The following is a 21,569-nucleotide window of genomic DNA, read 5'->3' as shown; positions in this document are numbered from 1 at the left end:
ATAAAATGACTGTAAATCACTTTGATAAAGACGTGAAACCCAATGGATCTGATAATGGTATTCAACCAAAACGCCTTCTGGATATTAAATTTTCGGCAGAGGAAGGCCATTATCAAGAAGGTAACTATCATTTTGATCTCACTATTTACCTGCAATTGGGTCATGAAGATAACCGTATTATTGATCCCCATCAGCTTGATTTAAATCAATTATTTTTAGACATTGTAGACTGGGAGACCAGCAGTGCTCCTTCCAACCTTTCAGCGACACAGGTACAAGTGCAGCCCGATGATGACTTTCCCGGTGTCGCGGTCAAGTTTCATATTATAACCTTAAAACCCGGTGAAAATTATCAGCTCGGTATTATCGCCATTTATAACGGTAACTTTTTTGGGCAAAGTACAAAGGGCGGGGACTCCTTACACCAGTCTTATGCCTTTAAATCACCTGCCCGCTATAAACTGGCGTTTCTGGCAGCCCGGGATAACGCATTTGCCGATGGTGAACAGGCCAATCAGGTCAACGCCACACTCACCGCGCTGGATCCCACTGCGAGTGTAGATAATCTGAAATTAAACCTGACGGTGACAGGCGCGGCTTCCTTTCAGAAAGGCAGCCAGCTCCAGGCCTGTACCGTTCACACGGATGGATCAGGCCATGCGGTGGTTGATATCTATGACACCAATACGGAAGGTGAAGCGGTTACCCTTAGTGGTGCTCTGGACAGCGATAAAGACGTTAATGTATCAACGCCGCTCAATTTCGTAAAATTTTATAAGGTGACGGTTCAGCGCCTGGATTCCGGCCCTGTTTTAGCCGATGGAAAAGGGCATTTCCAGTTGGTGCTGACCATAGAGGATAAAGGCCAGCCTTATACCGGCGCTTTTGAAATAAAGGCCGGCCCACAGACCGCATTCTTTGTGCTCAATGGCAACCCGTTACACACCTATACGGATTATAAAGGCGATTGTCTGGACAGGAATGGTCAGGTTGTCATTTATTTCTATAACAAAGCACTTAAAACAGAAACAGGCACTTGGGATCTTCTGATTAACGGGGTTGTTTATAAAACCAGTTCGTGGGCGTTTCAGCACCCCAAACCGGACTATACGCTCACTTTTGATATCATGAAAAACCACGCCATAGCCGACGGTACGCAAGCCAACACCGTTCAGGCTGTTCTGACGGGAAGTGGTGCGGGGGCAAATATTGCCGGTCAGAAACTGGTGTTGAATGTGACAGGCGCGGCCTCTTTTCGGAAAGGCAGCCAGCTCCAGACCAGTACCGTTCACACGGATGGATCAGGTCATGCAACGATTGATATCTATGACACAAACACGGAAGGTGAAACCGTTACGCTCACCGGTGCCCTGGAGAGTGATAAAACTGTCAGGGCCGCTGATGCGCTGATTTTTGCCCCTGTCTTACCTAAGCGCCTGTTAGATCTTGCATTCTTTGCCGGCAAGGGAACCTGGCAAAGTAACACATATGAGTTTGATTTAACCGTTAATTTACAAATTGGCGATGAAAATGGCCAAATAATTAACCCGGGCCACATTAATCTGCATCAATTATATTTATCGGTGGTTGACTGGAGCACGGGTAAACCGGTCCCTCAGCTCAGTGCCAAGCAACTGCTTATACAACCTGATAACCATTTTTCCAGTGGGATTGCCGTTAAGCTGCTGATCAGTGTGCCGCATTCATCTGAAAATGAGGATTATAAACTCGGGATTATTGCCCGCTATAAGGGGGGGGGTTTTGGGCAAAGTACCCAGGAAGGAAATTCCCTGCATCAGTTTTACCCTTTTATTGTCTATGGGGCATCGAATACGCCTGAAAGTGTTGAGCTGTCTCTTGTTAGTTTACCTGGACAACCCTACCAAGCATTTAATACATATAATAAAGACACTCAGGAATATGGGTTTCGTTTAAGCTTTTATGTGCAATTTTATAATGCCTCAGGCCAGCTAATTTCTGTTAACGCATTAGATCAAACACGGCTGGGTTTTGATGCGGTTGATTTTTTAACAGGCGTTAAGCTAGCCAAAACTCATATTGAAAACAGTCGTGTCTTTGTTAAAGATCCACAAAACAATGCATTGGGAGTCGAAATCCAGATTAATACAACGTTAACGGATTTCCAACAAATCGGTCCAATTGTCAGATATGATAACAAGGTTATTGGCGCTGATTTGTATAGAAATCTTCCTATTATGAATAGTAAGGATTACGGTGTGGCAAATTATTCCTTTACGAATAAACATTGTGATATCTATTTGGATGAGGGGTGGGTATATGGGTATGCACCTACGGGAATTTTAGCTTATCTGTGGCCCTCTTATTCATGGGATAAGCGCCCCATTTTAGTCTCTGATACGAAAGGAAATTTAATCTCTGATACGGAAGGATGGGGCTTTAAGTTGGATTATATACCTGAAGGTGCGACTCGACTTGAAGTAGCTTTTAAAGATTATCGGGGCAATGTAGTGGATAAAAAATCTGTGCCCCTGCCAGGTCGTTAAATTACATGTATGTATATTGACTAATCAAATATGTATACAATATTTTTTTGTTGAATTATTACAAAAAATACAGGTACCAAATATAAAAGTTTACATGACTATGATTATTTTATAGTAATTAAAATGACAATCCTGTATGTTTGATAATTATTATTGGAGACAGATATCTTGAATGAATTGTTATTTGAGAGGTAATTTAATTTCATTAAAAATAAGGGCATAAAATGACTGTAAATCACTTTGATAAAGACGTGAAACCCAATGGATCTGATAATGGTATTCAACCAAAACGCCTTCTGGATATTAAATTTTCGGCAGAGGAAGGCCATTATCAAGAAGGTAACTATCATTTTGATCTCACTATTTATCTGCAATTGGGTCATGAAGATAACCGTATTATTGATCCCCATCAGCTTGATTTAAATCAATTATTTTTAGACATTGTAGACTGGGAGACCAGCAGTGCTCCTTCCAACCTTTCAGCGACACAGGTACAAGTGCAGCCCGATGATGACTTTCCCGGTGTCGCGGTCAGGTTTCATATTATAACCTTAAAACCCGGTGAAAATTATCAGCTCGGTATTATCGCCATTTATAACGGTAACTTTTTTGGGCAAAGTACAAAGGGCGGGGACTCCTTACACCAGTCTTATGCCTTTAAATCACCTGCCCGCTATAAACTGGTGTTTCTGGCAGCCCGGGATAACGCATTTGCCGATGGTGAACAGGCCAATCAAGTCAACGCCACACTCACCGCGCTGGATCCCACTGCGAGTGTGGCTAATCTGAAATTAAACCTGACGGTGACAGGCGCGGCTTCCTTTCAGAAAGGCAGCCAGCTCCAGGCCTGTACCGTTCACACGGATGGATCAGGCCATGCGGTGGTTGATATCTATGACACCAATACGGAAGGTGAAGCGGTTACCCTTAGTGGTGCTCTGGACAGCGATAAAGACGTTAATGTATCAACGCCGCTCAATTTCGTAAAATTTTATAAGGTGACGGTTCAGCGCCTGGATTCCGGCCCTGTTTTAGCCGATGGAAAAGGGCATTTCCAGTTGGTGCTGACCATAGAGGATAAAGGCCAGCCTTATACCGGCGCTTTTGAAATAAAGGCCGGCCCACAGACCGCATTCTTTGTGCTCAATGGCAACCCGTTACACACCTATACGGATTATAAAGGCGATTGTCTGGACAGGAATGGTCAGGTTGTCATTTATTTCTATAACAAAGCACTCAAAACAGAAACAGGCACTTGGGATCTTCTGATTAACGGGATTGTTTATAAAACCAGTTCGTGGGCGTTTCAGCACCCCAAACCGGACTATACGCTCACTTTTGATATCATAAAAAATCACGCCATAGCCGACGGTACGCAGGCCAACACCGTTCAGGCTGTTCTGACGGGAAGTGGTGTAGGGGCAAATATTGCCGGTCAGAAACTGGTGTTGAATGTGACAGGCGCGGCCTCTTTTCGGAAAGGCAGCCAGCTCCAGGCCTGTACCGTTCACACGGATGGATCAGGTCATGCGACGGTTGATATCTATGACACAAACACGGAAGGTGAAACCGTCATGCTCACCGGTGCCCTGGAGAGTGATAAAACTGTCAGGGCCGCTGATGCGCTGATTTTTGCTCCTGTCTTACCTAAGCGCCTGTTAGATCTTGCATTCTTTGCCGGCAAGGGAACCTGGCAAAGTAACACATATGAGTTTGATTTAACCGTTAATTTACAAATTGGCGATGAAAGTGGCCAAATAATTAATCCGGGCCACATGAATCTGCATCAATTAGATTTATCGGTGGTTGACTGGAGCACGGGTAAACCGGTCCCTCAGCTCAGTGCCAAGCAACTGCTTATACAACCTGATAACCATTTTCCCAGTGGGATTGCCGTTAAGCTGCTGATCAGTGTGCCGCATTCATCTGAAAATGAGGATTATAAACTCGGGATTATTGCCCGCTATAAGGGGGGTGTTTTTGGGCAAAGTACCCAGGAAGGAAATTCCCTGCATCAGTTTTACCCTTTTACTGTCTATGGGACATCGAATACGCCTGAGAGTGTTAAGCTGTCTCTTGTTGGTTCTGGAACACTAACTACAGACAATACACTTGACAATTCATTTTTCAATAAACTTCGTGCATTTAATACATATAATAAAGACACTCAGGAATATGGGTTTCGTTTAAGATTTTATGTGCAATTTTATAATGCCTCAGGCCAGCTAATCCCTGTTAACGCATTAGATCAAACACGGCTGGGTTTTGAGGCGGTTGATTTTTTAACAGGCGTTAAGCCAGCCAAGACTCGTATTGAAAACAGTCGTGTCTTTGTTAAAGATCCACAAAACAATATATTGGGAATCGAAATCCAGATTAATACAACGTTAACGGATCCCCAACAAATCGGTTCAATTATCAGATATAGCAATAAGGTTATCGGCGCTGATTTGGATAAAAGCCTTCCTATTATGAATGGTAAGGATTACGGTGAGGCAAATTATTCCTTTACAAATACTCCTTGTAGGATTTTTCCAATTGCAGGTCAAGGTAATTTTTCACAGGAAGGGTGCTCACCTACAGGAATTTTAGCTTATTCGTGGCCCTCTTTTTCATGGGATGGGCGCCCTATGATGATTTCTGATACAAGTGGAATGTGGATCAATGAAGACAGTTATTATATACCTGATGGCGCACCTCACGGTATATGGGAAATCGCTTTTAAAGATTATCGGGGTGAAATAGTGGACAGAAAAACTGCACCAATAGGATAGTGCCGGGGTGAAGTCGTGGACAGAAAAACTTCACCAATACTTCAAATAGAATGAGGCTAATCTAAGTTAAATTACATGTATGCATATTTGGTTAGTCAATATGCATACAATATCTTAGTTTTGCTAAACTTGATAAAAACAAGCTTACTTGAGTAACAAGTGCCCCATTCGGCTGGCCTTGGTATCCAAATAATAAGCGTTTTTCGGGTTACGTCCTACAATCAGAGGGACACGTTCGACGATATTAATGCCTGCTTCTATCATGATTTCAACTTTTTTAGGGTTATTGGTCAGGAGGCGGATGGCATGGATACCCAACAGTTTATACATATCTGAGCAAAGGGTGAAATCTCTCTCATCAGCAGCAAAGCCTAACTGGTGGTTGGCTTCAACGGTGTCAATGCCCTGATCTTGCAAAGCATAAGCGCGGATTTTATTCAGCAGGCCGATATTGCGGCCTTCCTGACGATGATACAACAGTACGCCACGGCCTTCCTTGCTAATTTGCGATAGGGCGGATTCTAATTGAAACCCACAATCGCATCTCAGACTAAACAAAGCATCCCCCGTCAGGCATTCTGAATGGATCCGGGATAATACAGGCTCATCACCAGAGATATCACCGAAAACAAGGGCAACATGGTCATGACCTGTTTTGATCTCCTCAAATCCAATCATCAGGAATTCGCCCCACGGCGTAGGTAATTTCGCTTCAGCTACTCGTTTTAGCTGTATTTTAGTATTCATCATATGTTGATTTGGCTCGTTATAAATATTGCAACACCCAGAACAATCCCGGTTGAGAAATCAGCTAAAACCACGCAAAAGAATTTTTTCTGATTACAACACATGCACGCGGGGGCATTATAACAGAATTTGTTAATGCCCATGAATACAAAGCGTCAGGTTCCTTAATAATGAGTATATTAACATGCTAAACTATAAGCTGATTTTTGCATATGTGGCTTATCAGCTTGTTTGGAAAAAAAGGTAGGATTGAGCACAAACAAGTAGAATAATATCACAAAAAGAAGGAAATCAGCGTCTAGTGCAATAAATTGCTTCCTTTGCGTAGACGAGAAATGCTAACTTAACACGCCAGTATGTCTGTTATTTGGCATAATTAATCAGCAACAATAGATAGCAGGAAGAAATGTGAAATATTTTCTGATTTTATTACTGGCACTGGTTGTGTTTGTTATCTCAGTGACTCTGGGGTCAAATAATAATCATATCGTGACATTTAATTATTTGATCGCTAAAGGTGATTATTCTGTATCCTCATTACTGGCAGTGTTGTTTGCCGTCGGTTTTGTCCTTGGTTGGGGGATTTGTGGGGCATTTTACTTGCGCGCCTGTGTTTCTCTCCGACGTGCGAAACGTAAAATCAAACGGTTGGAAACCCAGTTGGAACAACCATCTGAGTCATCCGCAAAAAACGCATCAACCGTAGCATTAAACAAGGAATAATTCTCCATGTTAGAGCTGTTGTTTCTGTTGCTTCCTATTGCTGCCGCCTATGGCTGGTATATGGGGCGCAGAAGTGCTCAACAAGATAAACAGCAAGTTGCTGACCGTCTTTCTCGCGAATATGTTGATGGTGTTAACTTCTTACTCTCTAATCAGCAGGATAAGGCGGTCGATTTATTTCTTGATATGCTGAAAGAGGATAGCTCTACATTTGAAGCGCATTTAACACTGGGAAATCTGTTTCGTTCCCGTGGTGAAGTTGAAAGAGCTATCCGTATTCACCAATCCCTGATGGAAAGTGCCTCTCTGACGTTCGAACAACGTTTGCTCGCTATTCAGCAACTTGGCCGGGATTATATGGCCGCCGGCGTATATGACCGAGCCGAAAACATGTTCATTCAGTTAGTTGATGAAACTGACTTCCGTGAAAACGCCCTCAATTCTTTGTTAACCATCTATCAGTCAACCAGTGATTGGAATAAAGCGATTGAGATCGCTGAGAAGCTGGTAAAACTGGGTAAACACCACTTTCGGGAAGAAATCGCCCATTTTTACTGTGAGCTGGCGCTGCAATGTATGGGCAGTGATGATTTTAACGATGCCATCGGGTATCTGAATAAAGCGGCTCAGGCAGACAAAAATTGTGCTCGTGTTTCAATCATGCTTGGTCGTATTTATATGGCTCAAGGGGAGTACGCTAAAGCGACTGATGCCCTGAAACGTGTTCTCGAACAAGATAAACAGGTCATCAGTGAATCTCTGCCGATGTTGGAAGAGTGTTATCAGCATCTATCTCAACCGGAAGAGTGGGAAGCTTTTATACAACGCTGTGTAGATGAAAAGTGTGGTGCAATTGCAGAGCTTCATATGGCTGATCTTATTGAGAAGAAAGAAGGGCGCGATGTGGCGCAAAATTATATTAACCGTCAATTGGAACGCCATCCGACGATGAGAGGTTTTTATCGCTTGATGGATTACCATTTGGCGGATGCAGAAGAAGGGCGAGCCAAAGAAAGTTTGATTCTTCTGCGTAATATGGTCGGTGAACAAATCCGCACTAAACCTGATTATCGATGCCATAAATGTGGTTTTACTTCCCGCTCGTTATATTGGCACTGTCCATCATGTCGCTCATGGGATTCCATTAAACCGATCAGAGGATTAGATGGTCAGTGACACTGTCACGATATGTTTCTCTTCACTAGTAGTAATTCAATTAGTTATTCAAGTTCATTATTAAATGAAAGGGCCTAAAAATGACCTCCTACACAGCTCAAACTTTAGATAAACAGATTGACTCGCCTGTTATCGTTGCATTGGATTATGACAATCAGGACGCAGCACTGGCGTTTGTCGATAAGATTGACCCACAATCCTGCCGTCTGAAAGTGGGCAAAGAAATGTTTACGCTGTATGGCCCACAATTTGTTCAGGCGTTGCATCAGCGTGGTTTTGATGTATTTTTGGATCTTAAATTTCATGATATCCCCAATACAACCGCAAGAGCGGTCGCAGCGGCGGCTGAATTGGGAGTATGGATGGTTAATGTTCACGCAAGTGGTGGCGCGAGAATGATGACCGCAGCTAAAGAAGCTTTATTGTCTTATGGTAAGGATGCACCGTTGCTGATTGCGGTCACGGTGTTGACCAGCATGGAACAATCTGATCTGTTGGGCATTGGTATTGATGTAACTCCGGCACAGCACGCTGAACGCCTGGCATTATTGACAAAAGAATGTGGCTTAGATGGGGTGGTTTGTTCTGCCCATGAAGCACAACAATTGAAAACCGTCTGTGGGCAGAAATTCCAGCTTGTTACACCGGGCATTCGTCCTGAAGGTACGGAAGTTGGCGATCAGCGTCGTATCATGACACCACCTCAGGCAGTTCAGGCGGGGGTTGATTATATGGTGATCGGACGCCCGATTACTCGTGCAGAAAACCCGGCATTGGCACTACAGCAGATTAATCAATCTATTGGAATTGTTCATGAATAATAACTCTCGCTTAGTTTACTCAACGGATGGCGGCCGTATCCAAGAGGAGGAAATTAAACCTGTTCGTCCGAAAGGTGATGGCATTGTGCGTATTCAGCGCCAAACGAGTGGTCGCAAAGGCAAAGGTGTTTGTATTATCACGGGCATTGATGCGGATGACCAAACACTAGCTAAGCTGGCAGCCGAATTGAAGAAAAAATGTGGTTGCGGTGGTTCCGTTAAAGACGGTGAAATAGAAATACAGGGCGATAAACGTGACTTGCTGAAACAATTGCTGGAAGCGAAAGGGATGAAGGTAAAACTGGCGGGAGGTTAAACCCGGTTTCTTACACTACAGTATTACAGGCTATGCAGCAAATAAACTGTATAGCCTGTGACTTGCCAGATTCATCTTATTTGTTGGCTATTCCACTTTTTTTCGGCTTTGCGCATTTGGCGTCTCTGTTTTGAATCACAATACGTGCTGCTTTAGCATTTAGGTGATTCGGCTGAGTGCTGATACCGCCATAAATTTGCTATTACAAAACTGCCGCCCATCATTACAGAGGGCGGCAGTTTGTGTTAATAGAAATAACCTGTAAGGTTAGCCGATAGGGCGGGCAACGATGTTACGTGTCTCTATTCTGACCTCTTCAATACGGACATTGATGATGTCATTCAAACGGTAAGCTGTTTCACCTTTAATCAATACCGAGCCTGTTTCCTGGCTACATTGCAGTTCATCACGAACAGCATGCAAAAATGGCCCGGGAACAAATGCGACGGCACCATTATCAACCAGACGGACACGCATGCCGCCACGGGTAATATCGATAATTTCTGCCGGGAATGTTTTGTCTGTGCCTGCATGAGGGTGAAGGAAACGAGCATAGAGCCAATCACCAACATCGCGTTCTGCCAGGCGATTTGCCCGACGGCGATCGGTTAATTGCAGACAAATTTCTTCAGTCGGTTTTTCAGCGTCAGTTTGCTGGATAATCGCTTTCAACAAACGATGGTTGATAATATCGCTGTATTTACGGATAGGGGATGTCCAAGTCGCGTAAGCATCAAAACCTAATCCAAAATGCGGACCTGGCTCAGTTTTGATTTCTGCAAAAGTTTGGAAACGGCGGATGCGGCTATCCAGGAATTGTGTTGGTTGTTTATCCAATTCCCGGCGTAATTCACAGAATCCGTCTAATTCCAATAACGCTTCAGCATTCACATCAATGCCATGTTCTTTCAGGACTTCAACAACCTGTTCAATATGAGAAGAGTCAAATCCTGTATGGACATTATAAATACCAAAGCTTAATTTATCGCGCATCACCTTGGCAGCACATAAGTTTGCTGTGATCATGGCTTCTTCAACAATACGGTTGGCTAAGCGCCGTTGCTCAATAACGATATCAACAACATTGCCACCTTCATCAAGAATAAACCGATAATCCGGGCGCTCTTTGAAAACTAACGCGTGTTGATGACGCCAGTTATTGCGGCGGTCGCACATCTCTTTTAAAAGCGTGATTTGTGTTTTGACTGCATCTGATTCTGGAACCCAACCATCCTGGCCTTCTAACCAGTCTGAAACTTCGTCGTAAACCAGCTTGAATTTTGATTCAACCCATGCAGCGAAGAATTGAATGTCATCGCCCAATTGACCATCTTCCAGAATAGAAACCTGACAAACCAGAGCAGGGCGACGGACATTCGGGCGCAGGGAACATAAATCATCTGACAGCTCACGAGGGAGCATGGGGATATTGAAGCCCGGCAGATAGTTGGTGAAGCTACGCTGATAGGCAATCTTATCCAGTTCGCTGTCAGCTTTGATATAAGCGGTCGGATCAGCAATAGCAATAGACAGTTTCAGGCTACCATCATCATTTTGGGTAATGTGCAGGGCATCATCCATATCTTCGGTTGTTGCGCTGTCGATAGTGACAAAATCAAGGGCGGTAAGGTCGAGGCGTTCAATAGATTCATCATCTAACTGACAATCTGTCATGGTTGGTGCTTCACGCTCCAGACTATGGCGTGTCAGTGTTACCCACCAAGGAGCGTAATGGTCGTCGCCTTGAGTGATATAGCCAGTGACTTCGGCATGAAACCCACGATCGCCTTTCAGTGGATGCCGGCGCATTTCAGCAACAGCCCAATCGCCATTTTCAAAATTATGGGTAACTTGGTTTGTCGGGCGGCAAGGGATGGAATCTTTCAATAATGGGTGGTCAGGAATAATCCAGAGTCGGTTGTCATTTTCTTTCTTTTGGATCCTTCCTACAAAACGGGTCAGAAATGGTTCAACCAAAGTTTCTGGTTCGGCAATCTCTTTTTCTTTATCGGTGTGGATAGCAGCGGTAATTCGGTCTCCGTGCATGACTTTTTTCATGTGGGGAGGCGGAATAAAATAGCTTTTTTGGCCATCGACTTCTAAAAATCCAAAGCCTTTCTCAGTTCCTTTGACTAAACCCTCTACACGTGTAGTTTGAGCGTGAAGTTGCTGTTTTAGCTGCGCAAGCAGCGGATTATTTTGAAACATAATATCTGGAGAGTATGGAGTTATTATCGATAATTTTAGACAACAGTTTTACGCGAATCGACGGTATGGAGCAAGTAACATCTTATGAAAACACGAAAAACTGCGGGAAAAGGTCAATAATTATACAGTTTATAACAGTAGAAAAGAAAGAGGATTTTTTAGGAGGACGGTTAGTCGTTAGTGGTTTTTCTACATATACTCTTGTACGGTTTCGTTTCTGTATACAGCCTGTATTCAAATTTCCTGTAATAATAAATGCCTACTGGAATAAGTTTTTAATTATAGGCTATAGGATCTGTTTTCTTGTTTAAAAACTAAAAGGCGATTTGGGAACATTATTTTTTTATTTCATAATTTAATAATGCCTGATTATTAATTGCTTTTATCATCCAGCGGGGAGAATAATATTGGAAGACAGGTTGGGTTTTATTGTCAAGGCATTCTAAATAGCTAATCAATAAAAGAGTATTTTAGATTTATTTCTGGAAATACGATAAATTTAATGGTGTAAATTTTTTGTTAAAAATTATTGGTGCTGTGTTAATAGATATTGTTTTTCGGGGTGAGGTTTTCATGTAGTTTTCAGGTTAGTCAGTGATTGCAATGTATTTTTTTATTTTTATGGTGATAGGATAAGGTTTTGGAAAATATATTATATTTCATTACTATTTGTTATTTTGTTTTCCTTTATAAGTTAATTTAACTGGCGAATTTGTTAAAGGAAGGTCTTAATAGCATCTTAAATATAATAAATTCTATTAAATAATTCCATTCTTGAAATTTAAATGAAATTGCACTCAGCATATTTCTAAGGAAGCAGACATGGATCCATTTCAATTTTATTACCAGTGGGAATTGGATTATCTGCGGCAACTTGAAAAACTAACTGCCGAAGAAAAACCTCATTTAGCAGAAAGTCTTAATGGATACGATCCTGATATTGAAAGACTAAATCAAGGTTTTGCTGTTTTAATAGCTCGCCTGCATCAGAAAGTCGATGATGCTTTTCCTGAAATTACGCTACCTTTACTACAGCGGTTAAAAGCTCTGCCTATCAAGGGTATTCCAGCAACGAGTGTCGTGCAATTTAATAGTATGGAAGGATTTGATCTCACTTGTATATTGCCACGGGGATCAGAAATTTCATCCAATACCGATGTAACGTTTGTCACAAGCAGGGAATGTCACATTGAACCTTTGATATTGGTGGCACGGAAAATCACTTATCAGGCAGAAAGCAGCAATATTACGCTCACTTTCCAGTATACAGGCAAGGATGATTATTGGCCTATTTGCCCGATTAGTTTATTCCTCAGCCCTGATGAAACAGTGGCAGATACGTTGATGCTCGCTCTGTGTCGCAGCTTACAGAGCGCAGAACTGCATCACAACGAATTGAAATATCCAGCCGAACCACTTTGGTTTGAACCTTTGTCCGGGGCTTCTCGCTTGATTTTGTCACCCCCCATTTCAGTGGCAGGCAATTGGGCTCCGCAAATGCTGATGGAATCGCTTTACCTGCCTCATGTTCACCACTTTCTGACCTTATCCTTGCCGACAGCCATGTGTGATCGGTTATCCATGACGGAAAACCGACAATTCAGCGTGACATTGAAGCTCAATGAAGTATTACTCTTATCCGAAGCGCAATTGGCTGACGCTTTCCATCTCCATTGTGTACCCGTGGTAAATCTTGAACGTGAATCGAAGATAACACTTTCTTTTGCACTAGACACCGCCCGTTACCCACTGCCTCTGCCATCAGGGCAAGGGATTCTGCATCTGATTGACCTCCAGCTAAAAGATGAGCCGGGTAAAGAACGCGGCAAACGTTGCCAGTTTTACCCTATGAACCAATTTACGCATTTTTTTCGCGGCGCTGATGAAGAAACCTGGTTCTATGAATTGGATATTACCCGTGATGCTTTGGGAAAGTTGGAATATGCGTTGACGTTTTATGACAGCCATGCCCGGCCGATGGAACAGCCGCCAGAACAAGAGTTCACCTGTCATTTTGTGACATTCAATACTGACTTACCTGAACTGGCAGTGGGTGATATTTGTTTGGCGGATGAGGATATTCCTGATGGTTTGCAAATCAAAAACTTGACACCCACCGCTTCCAGCTATCCTCCCGTGACAGAGAGTTCACGATACTGGAGAGTCTTGTCACACCATGCCGCTAATGGTTTCTGGCTGAATTCAGTATCTGCGCTTAAACAACTGCTGCTGGATTACGATTTTTACGCTGATTTTGATCGTAATACCCACCGCAATATCCAGCGAATGACGGCAGGTATTGTAGAAATTCAATCCACACCCGGTGACTGGCTTATCCGTGGTATCCCTTACCGTTGTGTGCATGTTGAGCTGACACTGGATGAACCCGCTTACACCAATCAGGGGGAACTATTCCGGTTCGCCAATGCTTTGTACCAGTTTTTACCGTTCTGCCTTACCGAAGATATGCGCATACGCATGACCGTCATCGGGCAGGTTTCCAATCTCCGGTGGCTTTTATCACCTTGTCCGCTGCAAGGATATCGTCCAATTATGTAAGGAGATAAAAATGGATGGGCTAGTGTTTACCTGTCAGATAGGCGCCTTACCGGGCACGACCTTTCAGGTAGTGAATTTTAGTTTACAGGAAGGGCTGTCACAGCTTTATCATCTGTCATTGAATGTAGTCAGTCCCCTTAACAATGTGGTACTCAATGATCAATTGGGAACCTATGCCTCCCTCACAGTGACCCGCAATGGCAAGGTTGAACGTACTGTCAAAGGTATCGTGGCAGGGGCTGCGCAGGGCAATAGCGACGGACGACAAACTTACTATACCTTTACTGTCCGACCGGAAATGTGGCGGATGACTCTGCATCAGGACAGCCGCCTGTTTCAGCGCCAGTCTGTGCCGGATATTCTTAAACAATTGCTGAAAGAGCATCGCGTTAAGTCAGATAGCAAATTTTATGAAAACAGTGATCTCCATCCGGTACGGGAATACACCACCCAAAAGCGTGAATCTGCCTATGATTTTTGGTGTCGGCTGGCAGCGGAAGAGGGGATTGCTTTCTGGTTTGAGGAAGAACAACTCTTTTTCAGTGATTCCCATTTGGGCATGACCGCAGATCTTAACCTGACTTACAACGTTCAGCCCAATACTGATGATAAAGATACGACTGCTTGGCAATGGGAATACGGGGAATATCTCTATCCGGATGAGTATATCCACAAGGATTATAACTATCTGCGTCCTTCACAACCTTTGCAGACTCAGGCCACTTTGCCGCAAGGTGGACGCCATGCGGTATTTGAAAGTTATGGGCGTTTCCCGTGGAGTAAAGAAGGCAAACCATTAGGTGAAGTACGCCTTAATCAACTCAACAGCGAAAGTAAATTGGGTTCGGCTCACACCAATTGTATCCAGTTGCGCCCCGGTAAAATCTTCATCCTGAAATCACACCCCATTGCGGCCATGAATGATCGTTGGCAGGTGGTGACCGTTAATCACTATGGTTCACAGCCACAAGCGGCGGGTATTGCTGGTGAAGGCACAACATTGACCAATAGTGTCACTTTTATTCCGGGGAAAGAGGATTGGCGGCCACCGTATCGTTATAAACCCTTGGCTGATGGTGATGAATTGGCGACGGTTGTCGGGCCGCCGGGGGAAGAAATTTTTGTTAATGAGCATGGCGCCATTAAGGTGCATTTCCACTGGAATCGCCATGATGAAGCGGGGGATGGATCTTCTTGTTGGGTACGTGTCGCACAAGGCTGGAACGGTAATGGTTTTGGCTTTATGGCCATTCCCCGTATCGGTCAGGAAGTGATTGTCTCTTACCTTAATGGGGATATCGATCGCCCAATCGTGACAGGCTGTAACTACAATGGCCGCAACCGACCGCCCCTTAATTTACCTGCCGAGAAAACCCGTACCACCTTTAAAACCCATACCCATAAAGGTGAAGGATTTAACGAACTGCGGTTTGAAGATGCGAAAGGCAGTGAAGAAGTGTTTATTCATGCCCAGAAGGATATGAATACCAAAGTGTTAAATAACCGTACCACGCAGGTGCAGGGTAATCATACTGAAACGATTGACGGCAATAAAACCGTCGTTGTGAAAAAGAACAAACAGGAAATGGTGCAACTGAGCAGCACTGAAACCGTTGGGCAGGCCAAAACCCTGACGGTGGGTATGGCTTATACCATTACCGTAGGTGCCAATATGAAGACCTCTGTCTCCATGAGCCAAAACGAAACGGTCGGTATGCAAAAAAGTATTTCCGTGGGGCAAAAACTGACTATCTCGGCCGGTAAGGTGATCGAACTGAAATGCGGTAACAGCACATTGAGCATGGACAGCAGCGGTAAAATTACCATCAAAGGGAAAACGTTTCTGTTTGATGCCAGCGGCCCTGTGCAAATCCACGGCAAAGACATTGATTTGAACTAAGGAGATAGGACGGTGGAATTCAAAAATCTCACCCCTTTTTCGGTGATGAACTACCGGATGTTGGATACAGAAGATCAGGAATACGATGTTATTGCCATGAAAGTGGGTTATCAGCTATTGCCCGCAGGGAAGGGTGAATATCTGGCTGAACTGCTGCCGGTGATGGATTTGTGTGTGCAGGATCAATATCGGGGAGGGCTGAACATCTCGCAGGTATTGCAGGAAAATGATCTGGCACCGTTTAAGCCCAAGTGTGACGTAATTGTCAATGGCACCGCCTATGCGCCGGAAGGTAAGCCCTGCTCATCTTTCCCTGTTCGTTTGTCAGTCATGGATGCTAATGGCGACATTTTACTGGATAAGACACTGAATATTACAGGTGAACGGGAATTTTTCCGCCCCGATAACGGACAATGGCAGCTTTCTGATCCTAAACCATTTAACCGTTTACCGCTTGATTATCGTTATGCCTTTGGCGGGGAATGCCGGATTGAAGCCGAGGATGATAAAGCGGCGAAAGAATTAACAGAGGAAGATAAGCTCTCTCCTGAACAACGCAGTCAACACCCCGATGGCGAAAAGGCTCCCATAGCTCATGCAGTTTATGAATACAATCCCATTGGTACAGGGTTTGTTTTGCCGTGGTATGCGAAGGCGAAAGATCTGCCTCGTTATCCGGCACCGCGCATTATCCATCCGAATGCACCGATAACCGCACACCATTTTACTGATATGCTGGCAGGCCGTTTCTCAGCCACCGAGCCAGCCTGTCAACCGCAGGGTATGGGCGTTATTGGGCGGGCGTGGTTACCACGGCGAACACTGGCCGGAACGTATGATCAAACATGGCTGGAACAACGCCATCCCTATCTGCCACAAGATTTTGATTTCGGTTACTGGAATGGTGCCTCGCAGGATCAGCAAGTTGACTGGCCCTCGACCGATATTTCACTGCAATTGACTAACCTGACGCCTGATGGTTCCTTACAAACCCAACTGCCGGGGCATCGTCCTTTTATCCTGTTCCGCATGGAAGACGGCGCTCTTTTCCCCATATTGATGAACCTTGACACGCTAATCATTGATACCGATGCGATGACACTGGAGCTGACTTTTCGTCTGCATTTCAGCATTGATCTACCTGTCAGAGTGACCGAAGCACGGTTTGAAATAAATCCCAAATCTCCCTTAATCACATTTGCACCTGAACAGGAGCAGAATCATGGCGGATAACTATATTGCCCGTAAAGATACCCAATGGCTGATTATCAGTCTGGTTCCCGATGTATGTAAAACCCCGATGGGGCCCGCTACACCACCGATTCCTTATCCGGTTATCGCGAAACTGGAGGATTCCTCTGCGCCGGTCACATCGGTACGGGCGAATGGGCAGCCAGTGGTGGTATTCGGACAAAGTTTTGTGCCGCAGACATTGGGGGATGAAGCGGGTACGGCGATGGGAGTGAAAAGTGGCACGGTGGGGGGGAAATGTCACCCGGAAGAGCATACTCAAACTGTGCGGGCTGGTGGCAAACTGACGTTACGCCACGGGGATAAATTCTGGATGAATGGGGCATAAGGAAGGAAATATGGCAAAAGGCGAAAAAGATGATACTCCGACCGGTACGGGAAATACGCTGGGGACTATTGTTGGTCAGCCAAAGGGGGTAAAAAAGAATCCGAGGGAAGCGAATCCTCCTGTTAAGCTGGAAAAACCCCAAGAATTACAAGCCGAAAATCATATAAGGAGTAAAAGAGATCTTTGGGGTCTTATTCAGGTAACGCCTAGTTATAAAATTGGTAACGATTTTTTTACTAATGTAGCTCCTCAATTGCTTGAAGGGAAAAGTCCTATTGATATTATTAGGGATAGATTTCCCCAATATATGCAATGGGGTAAGGAACAATTTCCTGAAATTATTAAATGGGGGCAGGAACAAGGACATAACCTTGCTGAGGCAGTAAAGCACCCTGGAGAAGCAATAAAAGGATTTGGAAAGGAACTTTTTAATACTGTAGTCGATCTCTCGCAAATTATAGAGAAAATTCCTGAAATGGAAATGAAAGCACTAGGGAAGGGGCTCTCATTTGCTGGATTAGAAGGAGCAGGTTCAGCAATTTTTAAAATGGGTCAGTGGTATGGTGATACAACCCAAGGTTTTTTAAAGTCTTTACATATGGAATTAAGTAACCCTGCTCAGAAAGGCGGAGCTTTGATAGGTGAGGTTACCTCTTTTTTTATTGGCCCGGGTGAAGTAAAGACAGTAATTAAAGTAGGTGCGGAGTCAGTTACTTTTTTGTCAAAAGCAGTTAAAGGAGAAAAGGCGATAACTGAAGTTCTTGCAACAGAGAAAGTATTGAATGAAGCCAAGCCGCTAACTGATGCGGAAAAATTATCAACCGAAACTGAAGTGACAAGCGAAGGGCGAAAAGGAGTTCAAGTTAAGGGAAAGGATGAGAAAAGTGAATCGACTAAGTCCAAAAAAAACAAAAAAAGTGAAAAAGATCCAGACAACCCATTTGATCAAAATCATCCTTCTAAATGTGAAGGTGGTAGTTGTGGAAAAGGCGAACCTGTCGATATCACCTCTGGCGATTATTTACAAACGTTTTCAGTCATTGCAATTCCCGGCCTGTTGCCGATTACCTTAACCCGGACCTATCGTTCTACCGCCTGTCTGAGCGGATTATTCGGGCGAAAATGGGCCGATGACTGGTCACGTCAATTAGTGGTAAACGGCGAAACAGTCCATTTTACCGATGCCGACGGGCAGATTTATGATTTTTCTGTGCCGGAAAATCAAGTTTTGGTTCGCAACCGCCATCTTTTGCATTGTTTGTTGACCGGAGAGCTTGATGGTGAACTCTGTTTGCTCAACAAACAGAACCAGCAAACTTTCCATTTTAACCATATTGACGGCAATCGGCGTCGGCTGTCTGCTATCACAGATCGCCATCAGAATCATATTCAGTTTATCTATAACGACCAGCATCAGTTGATTGAAGTTATACGCAATGACGGTTTCCGATTAACACTTCACTACCAGAATCATCAACTGCGAACGGTGGATTACCACTTTCAACAGATACAGCAGCGTCTGGTCACTTGCCATTATGACCAACACGGCTATCTGGCAGAATGTGATGCCTTTCAGCAAAACCATCTGTGGCATGAATACACCGCACAGGGCTATATGACCCGCTGGCATGATACAGATAAAACAGATTTTTATATTCATTACGATGAGCGCGGGCGAGTTATTTCTACCCATTCTTCCGTGGGTTATTGGGACGATCGTTTTATCTATGATGATGAGGCTCGTGTTACCACTTATCTTGATGCAGAAGGGGGAAAAACCCTTTCCTATTACAACCAGAATAATCAGGTAATCCGTGAGATTGATCCGTTAGGGCGTGAAACACGCACGCAGTGGCGTTACAACCAGAAGGTTTGGGAAATTGATCCACTGGGAGGCTACACCACTTTTGACTATAACAATGACGGTGCATTAACCGAAATTATTCTGCCAACTGGTGAAGCTCTTTACTATGACTATGATGAACACGGCCAGCTTATTGAGGCTACTTTACCCACAGGCGATATCTGGCAATTTCATCATGATAAGCAGGGCAATCTAACCACTGTCACCAATCCACAAGGACATAAAGAAGAATATCAATACGGTCTTCACGGCGAATTACGGCAGCATCTGTTACCGGATGGTCGGCAATGGCACTATGCCTATGACGAACACCAACGGCTTGCTGCAATTATGACGCCAGATGGCCAAACAACCGGATTGGAACTGGATGAACTGGGACGATTGCGCCGTACTACCGATGCACTTAAGCACGAAACCCGTTACCGCTATAGCCCTGTTCATGCCAGCCTCGATAATGGCAGCCTGACAGAAATTGAATTGCCGGATGGCGTTACCCAGCATATGGAATATGACAGTGAGCGGCGTGTTATTGCGGTTACTGATGGAGAAGGCCGCACTACTCGATATGGTTATGGTGCTTTTGACCTGCTGACTCATATTACTCGCCCGGATGGTACGACATTACACTTTAGTTATGACCGACTCACCCGTTTTTGCTCTGTTACGGCATCAACAGGGGAAACCTATCGCTATGAGCGGGATGCTGCCGGTCAGATTATCCGTGAAGTCGATTTTACCGGCCGTACCATTGATTATCAGTATGATGCGTTGGGGCGTCGCATTCAGGCCAGTTACCCTGATAATCACTCACTGCGCTGGCATTACTCTTCGGCAGGTTTATTGACCCGACAGGAAACTTGGTATCAGGCGGGAGATAAGGAAGAACTGAAATCGGTTACCACTTATGAATATAACGCCTGTCGCCAGATTATCAGGGCAGCGAATGACGATGCGGTGGTGGAATATGAATATAATGAGTTTGGCTTGCCTATATGTGAACGCATCAATGGACGGGAAGTTACGCGTGAGTGGAACGATTTTGAACAAATAACCGCGGAAACTATCGGTGAGCATACCCTGCGCTTTGGTTATAACATGATGGGTTCTGTTAACCATTTTCAGTTTAACCAACATACGCCGCTGACTTTGAGCCATGATGCCTTGGGGCGGGAAATTGTTCGGGAAAGTGCAGAAGGTTTTATTCTTGCCAGCCGATATACCTCGACAGGGTTGCTGGCGCATCAATCCGCCGGGCGAGCCACAGCGCTGTTTCGTGAAACTTTGGCACAAAATGATCCCCATTTCCCACCACAGGCCACCGCGGTTAACCGTAGCTGGCAATATGATCGTGCGTACAGCGTCAGAAGGATTGATGATGATATTTGGGGACAGACTCGTTACAGTTATAACCAGAATGACCAAATTATTAGTGCTACATTTAATGGCCGGTTACCCTATGAAGAACAGTTTCGTTATGATGCCAATGGTAATCTGAATCAACATGTGCTGGTGGATGCACAAGGAGCAATTAAGCAATTTGAACAGCATCAGCAGGCAGGACGGGCCGTTAAGCGTGGCAATGTCACTTACCGTTACGATGATAACGGTCGGCAAATAGAAAAAACCGAGCATCGTGATGGCTTTCGGCCACAGGTATGGCGTTATCGTTGGGATACGCAGAACCAGTTAACCCACTGTGAAACACCGGATGGTTCACGTTGGCACTATCGTTATGATCCCTTTGGACGGCGTATCCGCAAACTGAAGGTGCATGATGGCAAACTGGCTGCGGCTAACTTGCAACGATGGCTGGATGGAAAACCGGATTTAACGGCAAAACCCGATACTATTATGGGGTATGACTACCTGTGGAGCGGCGACCAGTTAGTTGAAGAAACTCCGATCTATGCAGATGGTACACCTGCTTACGATCGCAGTATTTGTTGGTTATATAAGCCCAGAGCATTAACCCCTTCCGCCCGTTATGAAAAAGGCAAGCTACATTATATTGTCAGCGACCATCAGAGAACACCGCGGGAAATACTGAGCGAATCTGGTAAGTTGGTATGGGCAAGTCGGCTAACAACTTGGGGTAAAGCGGAACGAATGCCACTGTTGGCAGCGAATGATGAAGATTATTATATTAGCTGTAATTTACGCTTTGCCGGACAGTATGAAGATGAGGAAAGCGGTTTATATTATAATCGGTTTCGGTATTATGATTGTGATACGTCGCAGTATTTGTCGTCGGACCCCATCGGGCTGAAAGGCGGCCTTAATCCTTATGGCTATGTGCATAACCCCTCTAATTGGATCGACCCCTATGGGTTGGCAGGTGGATTTGGCAATAAAGGAGATAATGGGGATACCGTCACAG

13 protein-coding genes are annotated in these 21,569 nt (G+C 44.5%); 11 read left to right on the top strand and 2 right to left on the bottom strand.

All coding sequences use genetic code 11. The annotated features are described in order from the left end of the window. Positions 1-5: 5 nt before the first annotated feature. Together Xenpb_RS12395 and Xenpb_RS12390 are read left to right on the top strand one after the other, a co-directional pair. The gene (locus Xenpb_RS12395; RefSeq protein WP_187654612.1) at positions 6-2,525 is read left to right on the top strand and encodes an Ig-like domain-containing protein; all 2,520 of its coding nucleotides are present in this window, start codon (positions 6-8) and stop codon (positions 2,523-2,525) included. 224 nt (positions 2,526-2,749) lie between these two features. Further along, the gene (locus Xenpb_RS12390; protein WP_187654611.1) at positions 2,750-5,299 is read left to right on the top strand and encodes an Ig-like domain-containing protein; all 2,550 of its coding nucleotides are present in this window, start codon (positions 2,750-2,752) and stop codon (positions 5,297-5,299) included. Positions 5,300-5,443: 144 nt separating this feature from the next. On the opposite strand, the gene ribA is transcribed toward Xenpb_RS12390, so the two are convergent. Further along, on the bottom strand, positions 5,444-6,046 hold the full coding sequence (gene ribA, locus Xenpb_RS12385; RefSeq protein ID WP_187654665.1) for a GTP cyclohydrolase II: 603 nt from the start codon (positions 6,044-6,046) through the stop codon (positions 5,444-5,446). 408 nt (positions 6,047-6,454) lie between these two features. Between ribA and Xenpb_RS12380 the strand changes: the two genes are divergently transcribed. The 4 genes from Xenpb_RS12380 to yciH all read left to right on the top strand — a co-directional run bounded on the left by Xenpb_RS12380 (position 6,455) and on the right by yciH (position 9,082). Beyond that, complete coding sequence (locus tag Xenpb_RS12380) at positions 6,455-6,769, top strand: LapA family protein (RefSeq protein ID WP_187654610.1); 315 nt, start codon at positions 6,455-6,457, stop codon at positions 6,767-6,769. A gap of 6 nt (positions 6,770-6,775) precedes the next feature. Next, entirely contained in the window at positions 6,776-7,945 is a 1,170-nt protein-coding gene (lapB, locus tag Xenpb_RS12375; protein WP_187654609.1) for a lipopolysaccharide assembly protein LapB, read from the top strand. 80 nt (positions 7,946-8,025) lie between these two features. Further along, positions 8,026-8,766 (top strand): orotidine-5'-phosphate decarboxylase, encoded by a 741-nt coding sequence (pyrF, locus tag Xenpb_RS12370; RefSeq protein WP_187654608.1) that lies wholly within the window; start codon positions 8,026-8,028, stop codon positions 8,764-8,766. Then, positions 8,759-9,082, top strand: a complete 324-nt coding sequence (gene yciH / locus Xenpb_RS12365) for a stress response translation initiation inhibitor YciH (RefSeq protein WP_187654607.1) — start codon at positions 8,759-8,761, stop codon at positions 9,080-9,082. Before pyrF ends, yciH begins: the two co-directional genes overlap by 8 nt. 267 nt (positions 9,083-9,349) lie before the next feature. On the opposite strand, the gene Xenpb_RS12360 is transcribed toward yciH, so the two are convergent. Continuing rightward, entirely contained in the window at positions 9,350-11,290 is a 1,941-nt protein-coding gene (locus Xenpb_RS12360; RefSeq protein WP_187654606.1) for an exoribonuclease II, read from the bottom strand. Between the two features lie 822 nt (positions 11,291-12,112). On the opposite strand from Xenpb_RS12360, the gene Xenpb_RS12355 reads away from it, so the two are divergent. From Xenpb_RS12355 to Xenpb_RS12335, 5 genes are all read left to right on the top strand, one after another. Further along, complete coding sequence (locus Xenpb_RS12355; protein ID WP_187654605.1) at positions 12,113-13,849, top strand: type VI secretion system baseplate subunit TssF; 1,737 nt, start codon at positions 12,113-12,115, stop codon at positions 13,847-13,849. Between the two features lie 10 nt (positions 13,850-13,859). Then, positions 13,860-15,749, top strand: coding sequence for a type VI secretion system tip protein TssI/VgrG (gene tssI, locus Xenpb_RS12350; protein ID WP_187654604.1), 1,890 nt, complete (start codon positions 13,860-13,862; stop codon positions 15,747-15,749). Between the two features lie 12 nt (positions 15,750-15,761). Continuing rightward, complete coding sequence (locus Xenpb_RS12345) at positions 15,762-16,982, top strand: DUF2169 domain-containing protein (protein ID WP_187654603.1); 1,221 nt, start codon at positions 15,762-15,764, stop codon at positions 16,980-16,982. Further along, complete coding sequence (locus tag Xenpb_RS12340; protein ID WP_187654602.1) at positions 16,972-17,328, top strand: DUF4150 domain-containing protein; 357 nt, start codon at positions 16,972-16,974, stop codon at positions 17,326-17,328. The genes Xenpb_RS12345 and Xenpb_RS12340 overlap by 11 nt, the downstream gene beginning before the upstream one ends. A 10-nt stretch (positions 17,329-17,338) precedes the next feature. Then, a partial coding sequence (locus tag Xenpb_RS12335; protein ID WP_187654601.1) for an RHS repeat-associated core domain-containing protein occupies positions 17,339-21,569 on the top strand: 4,231 nt, incomplete at its 3' end.

It is taken from the genome of Xenorhabdus sp. PB62.4 (assembly GCF_014467285.1).
Lineage (GTDB): Bacteria > Pseudomonadota > Gammaproteobacteria > Enterobacterales > Enterobacteriaceae > Xenorhabdus.
Note: the sequence above shows the minus strand (reverse complement) of the source record. Positions and strands in the feature narration are given on the sequence as shown.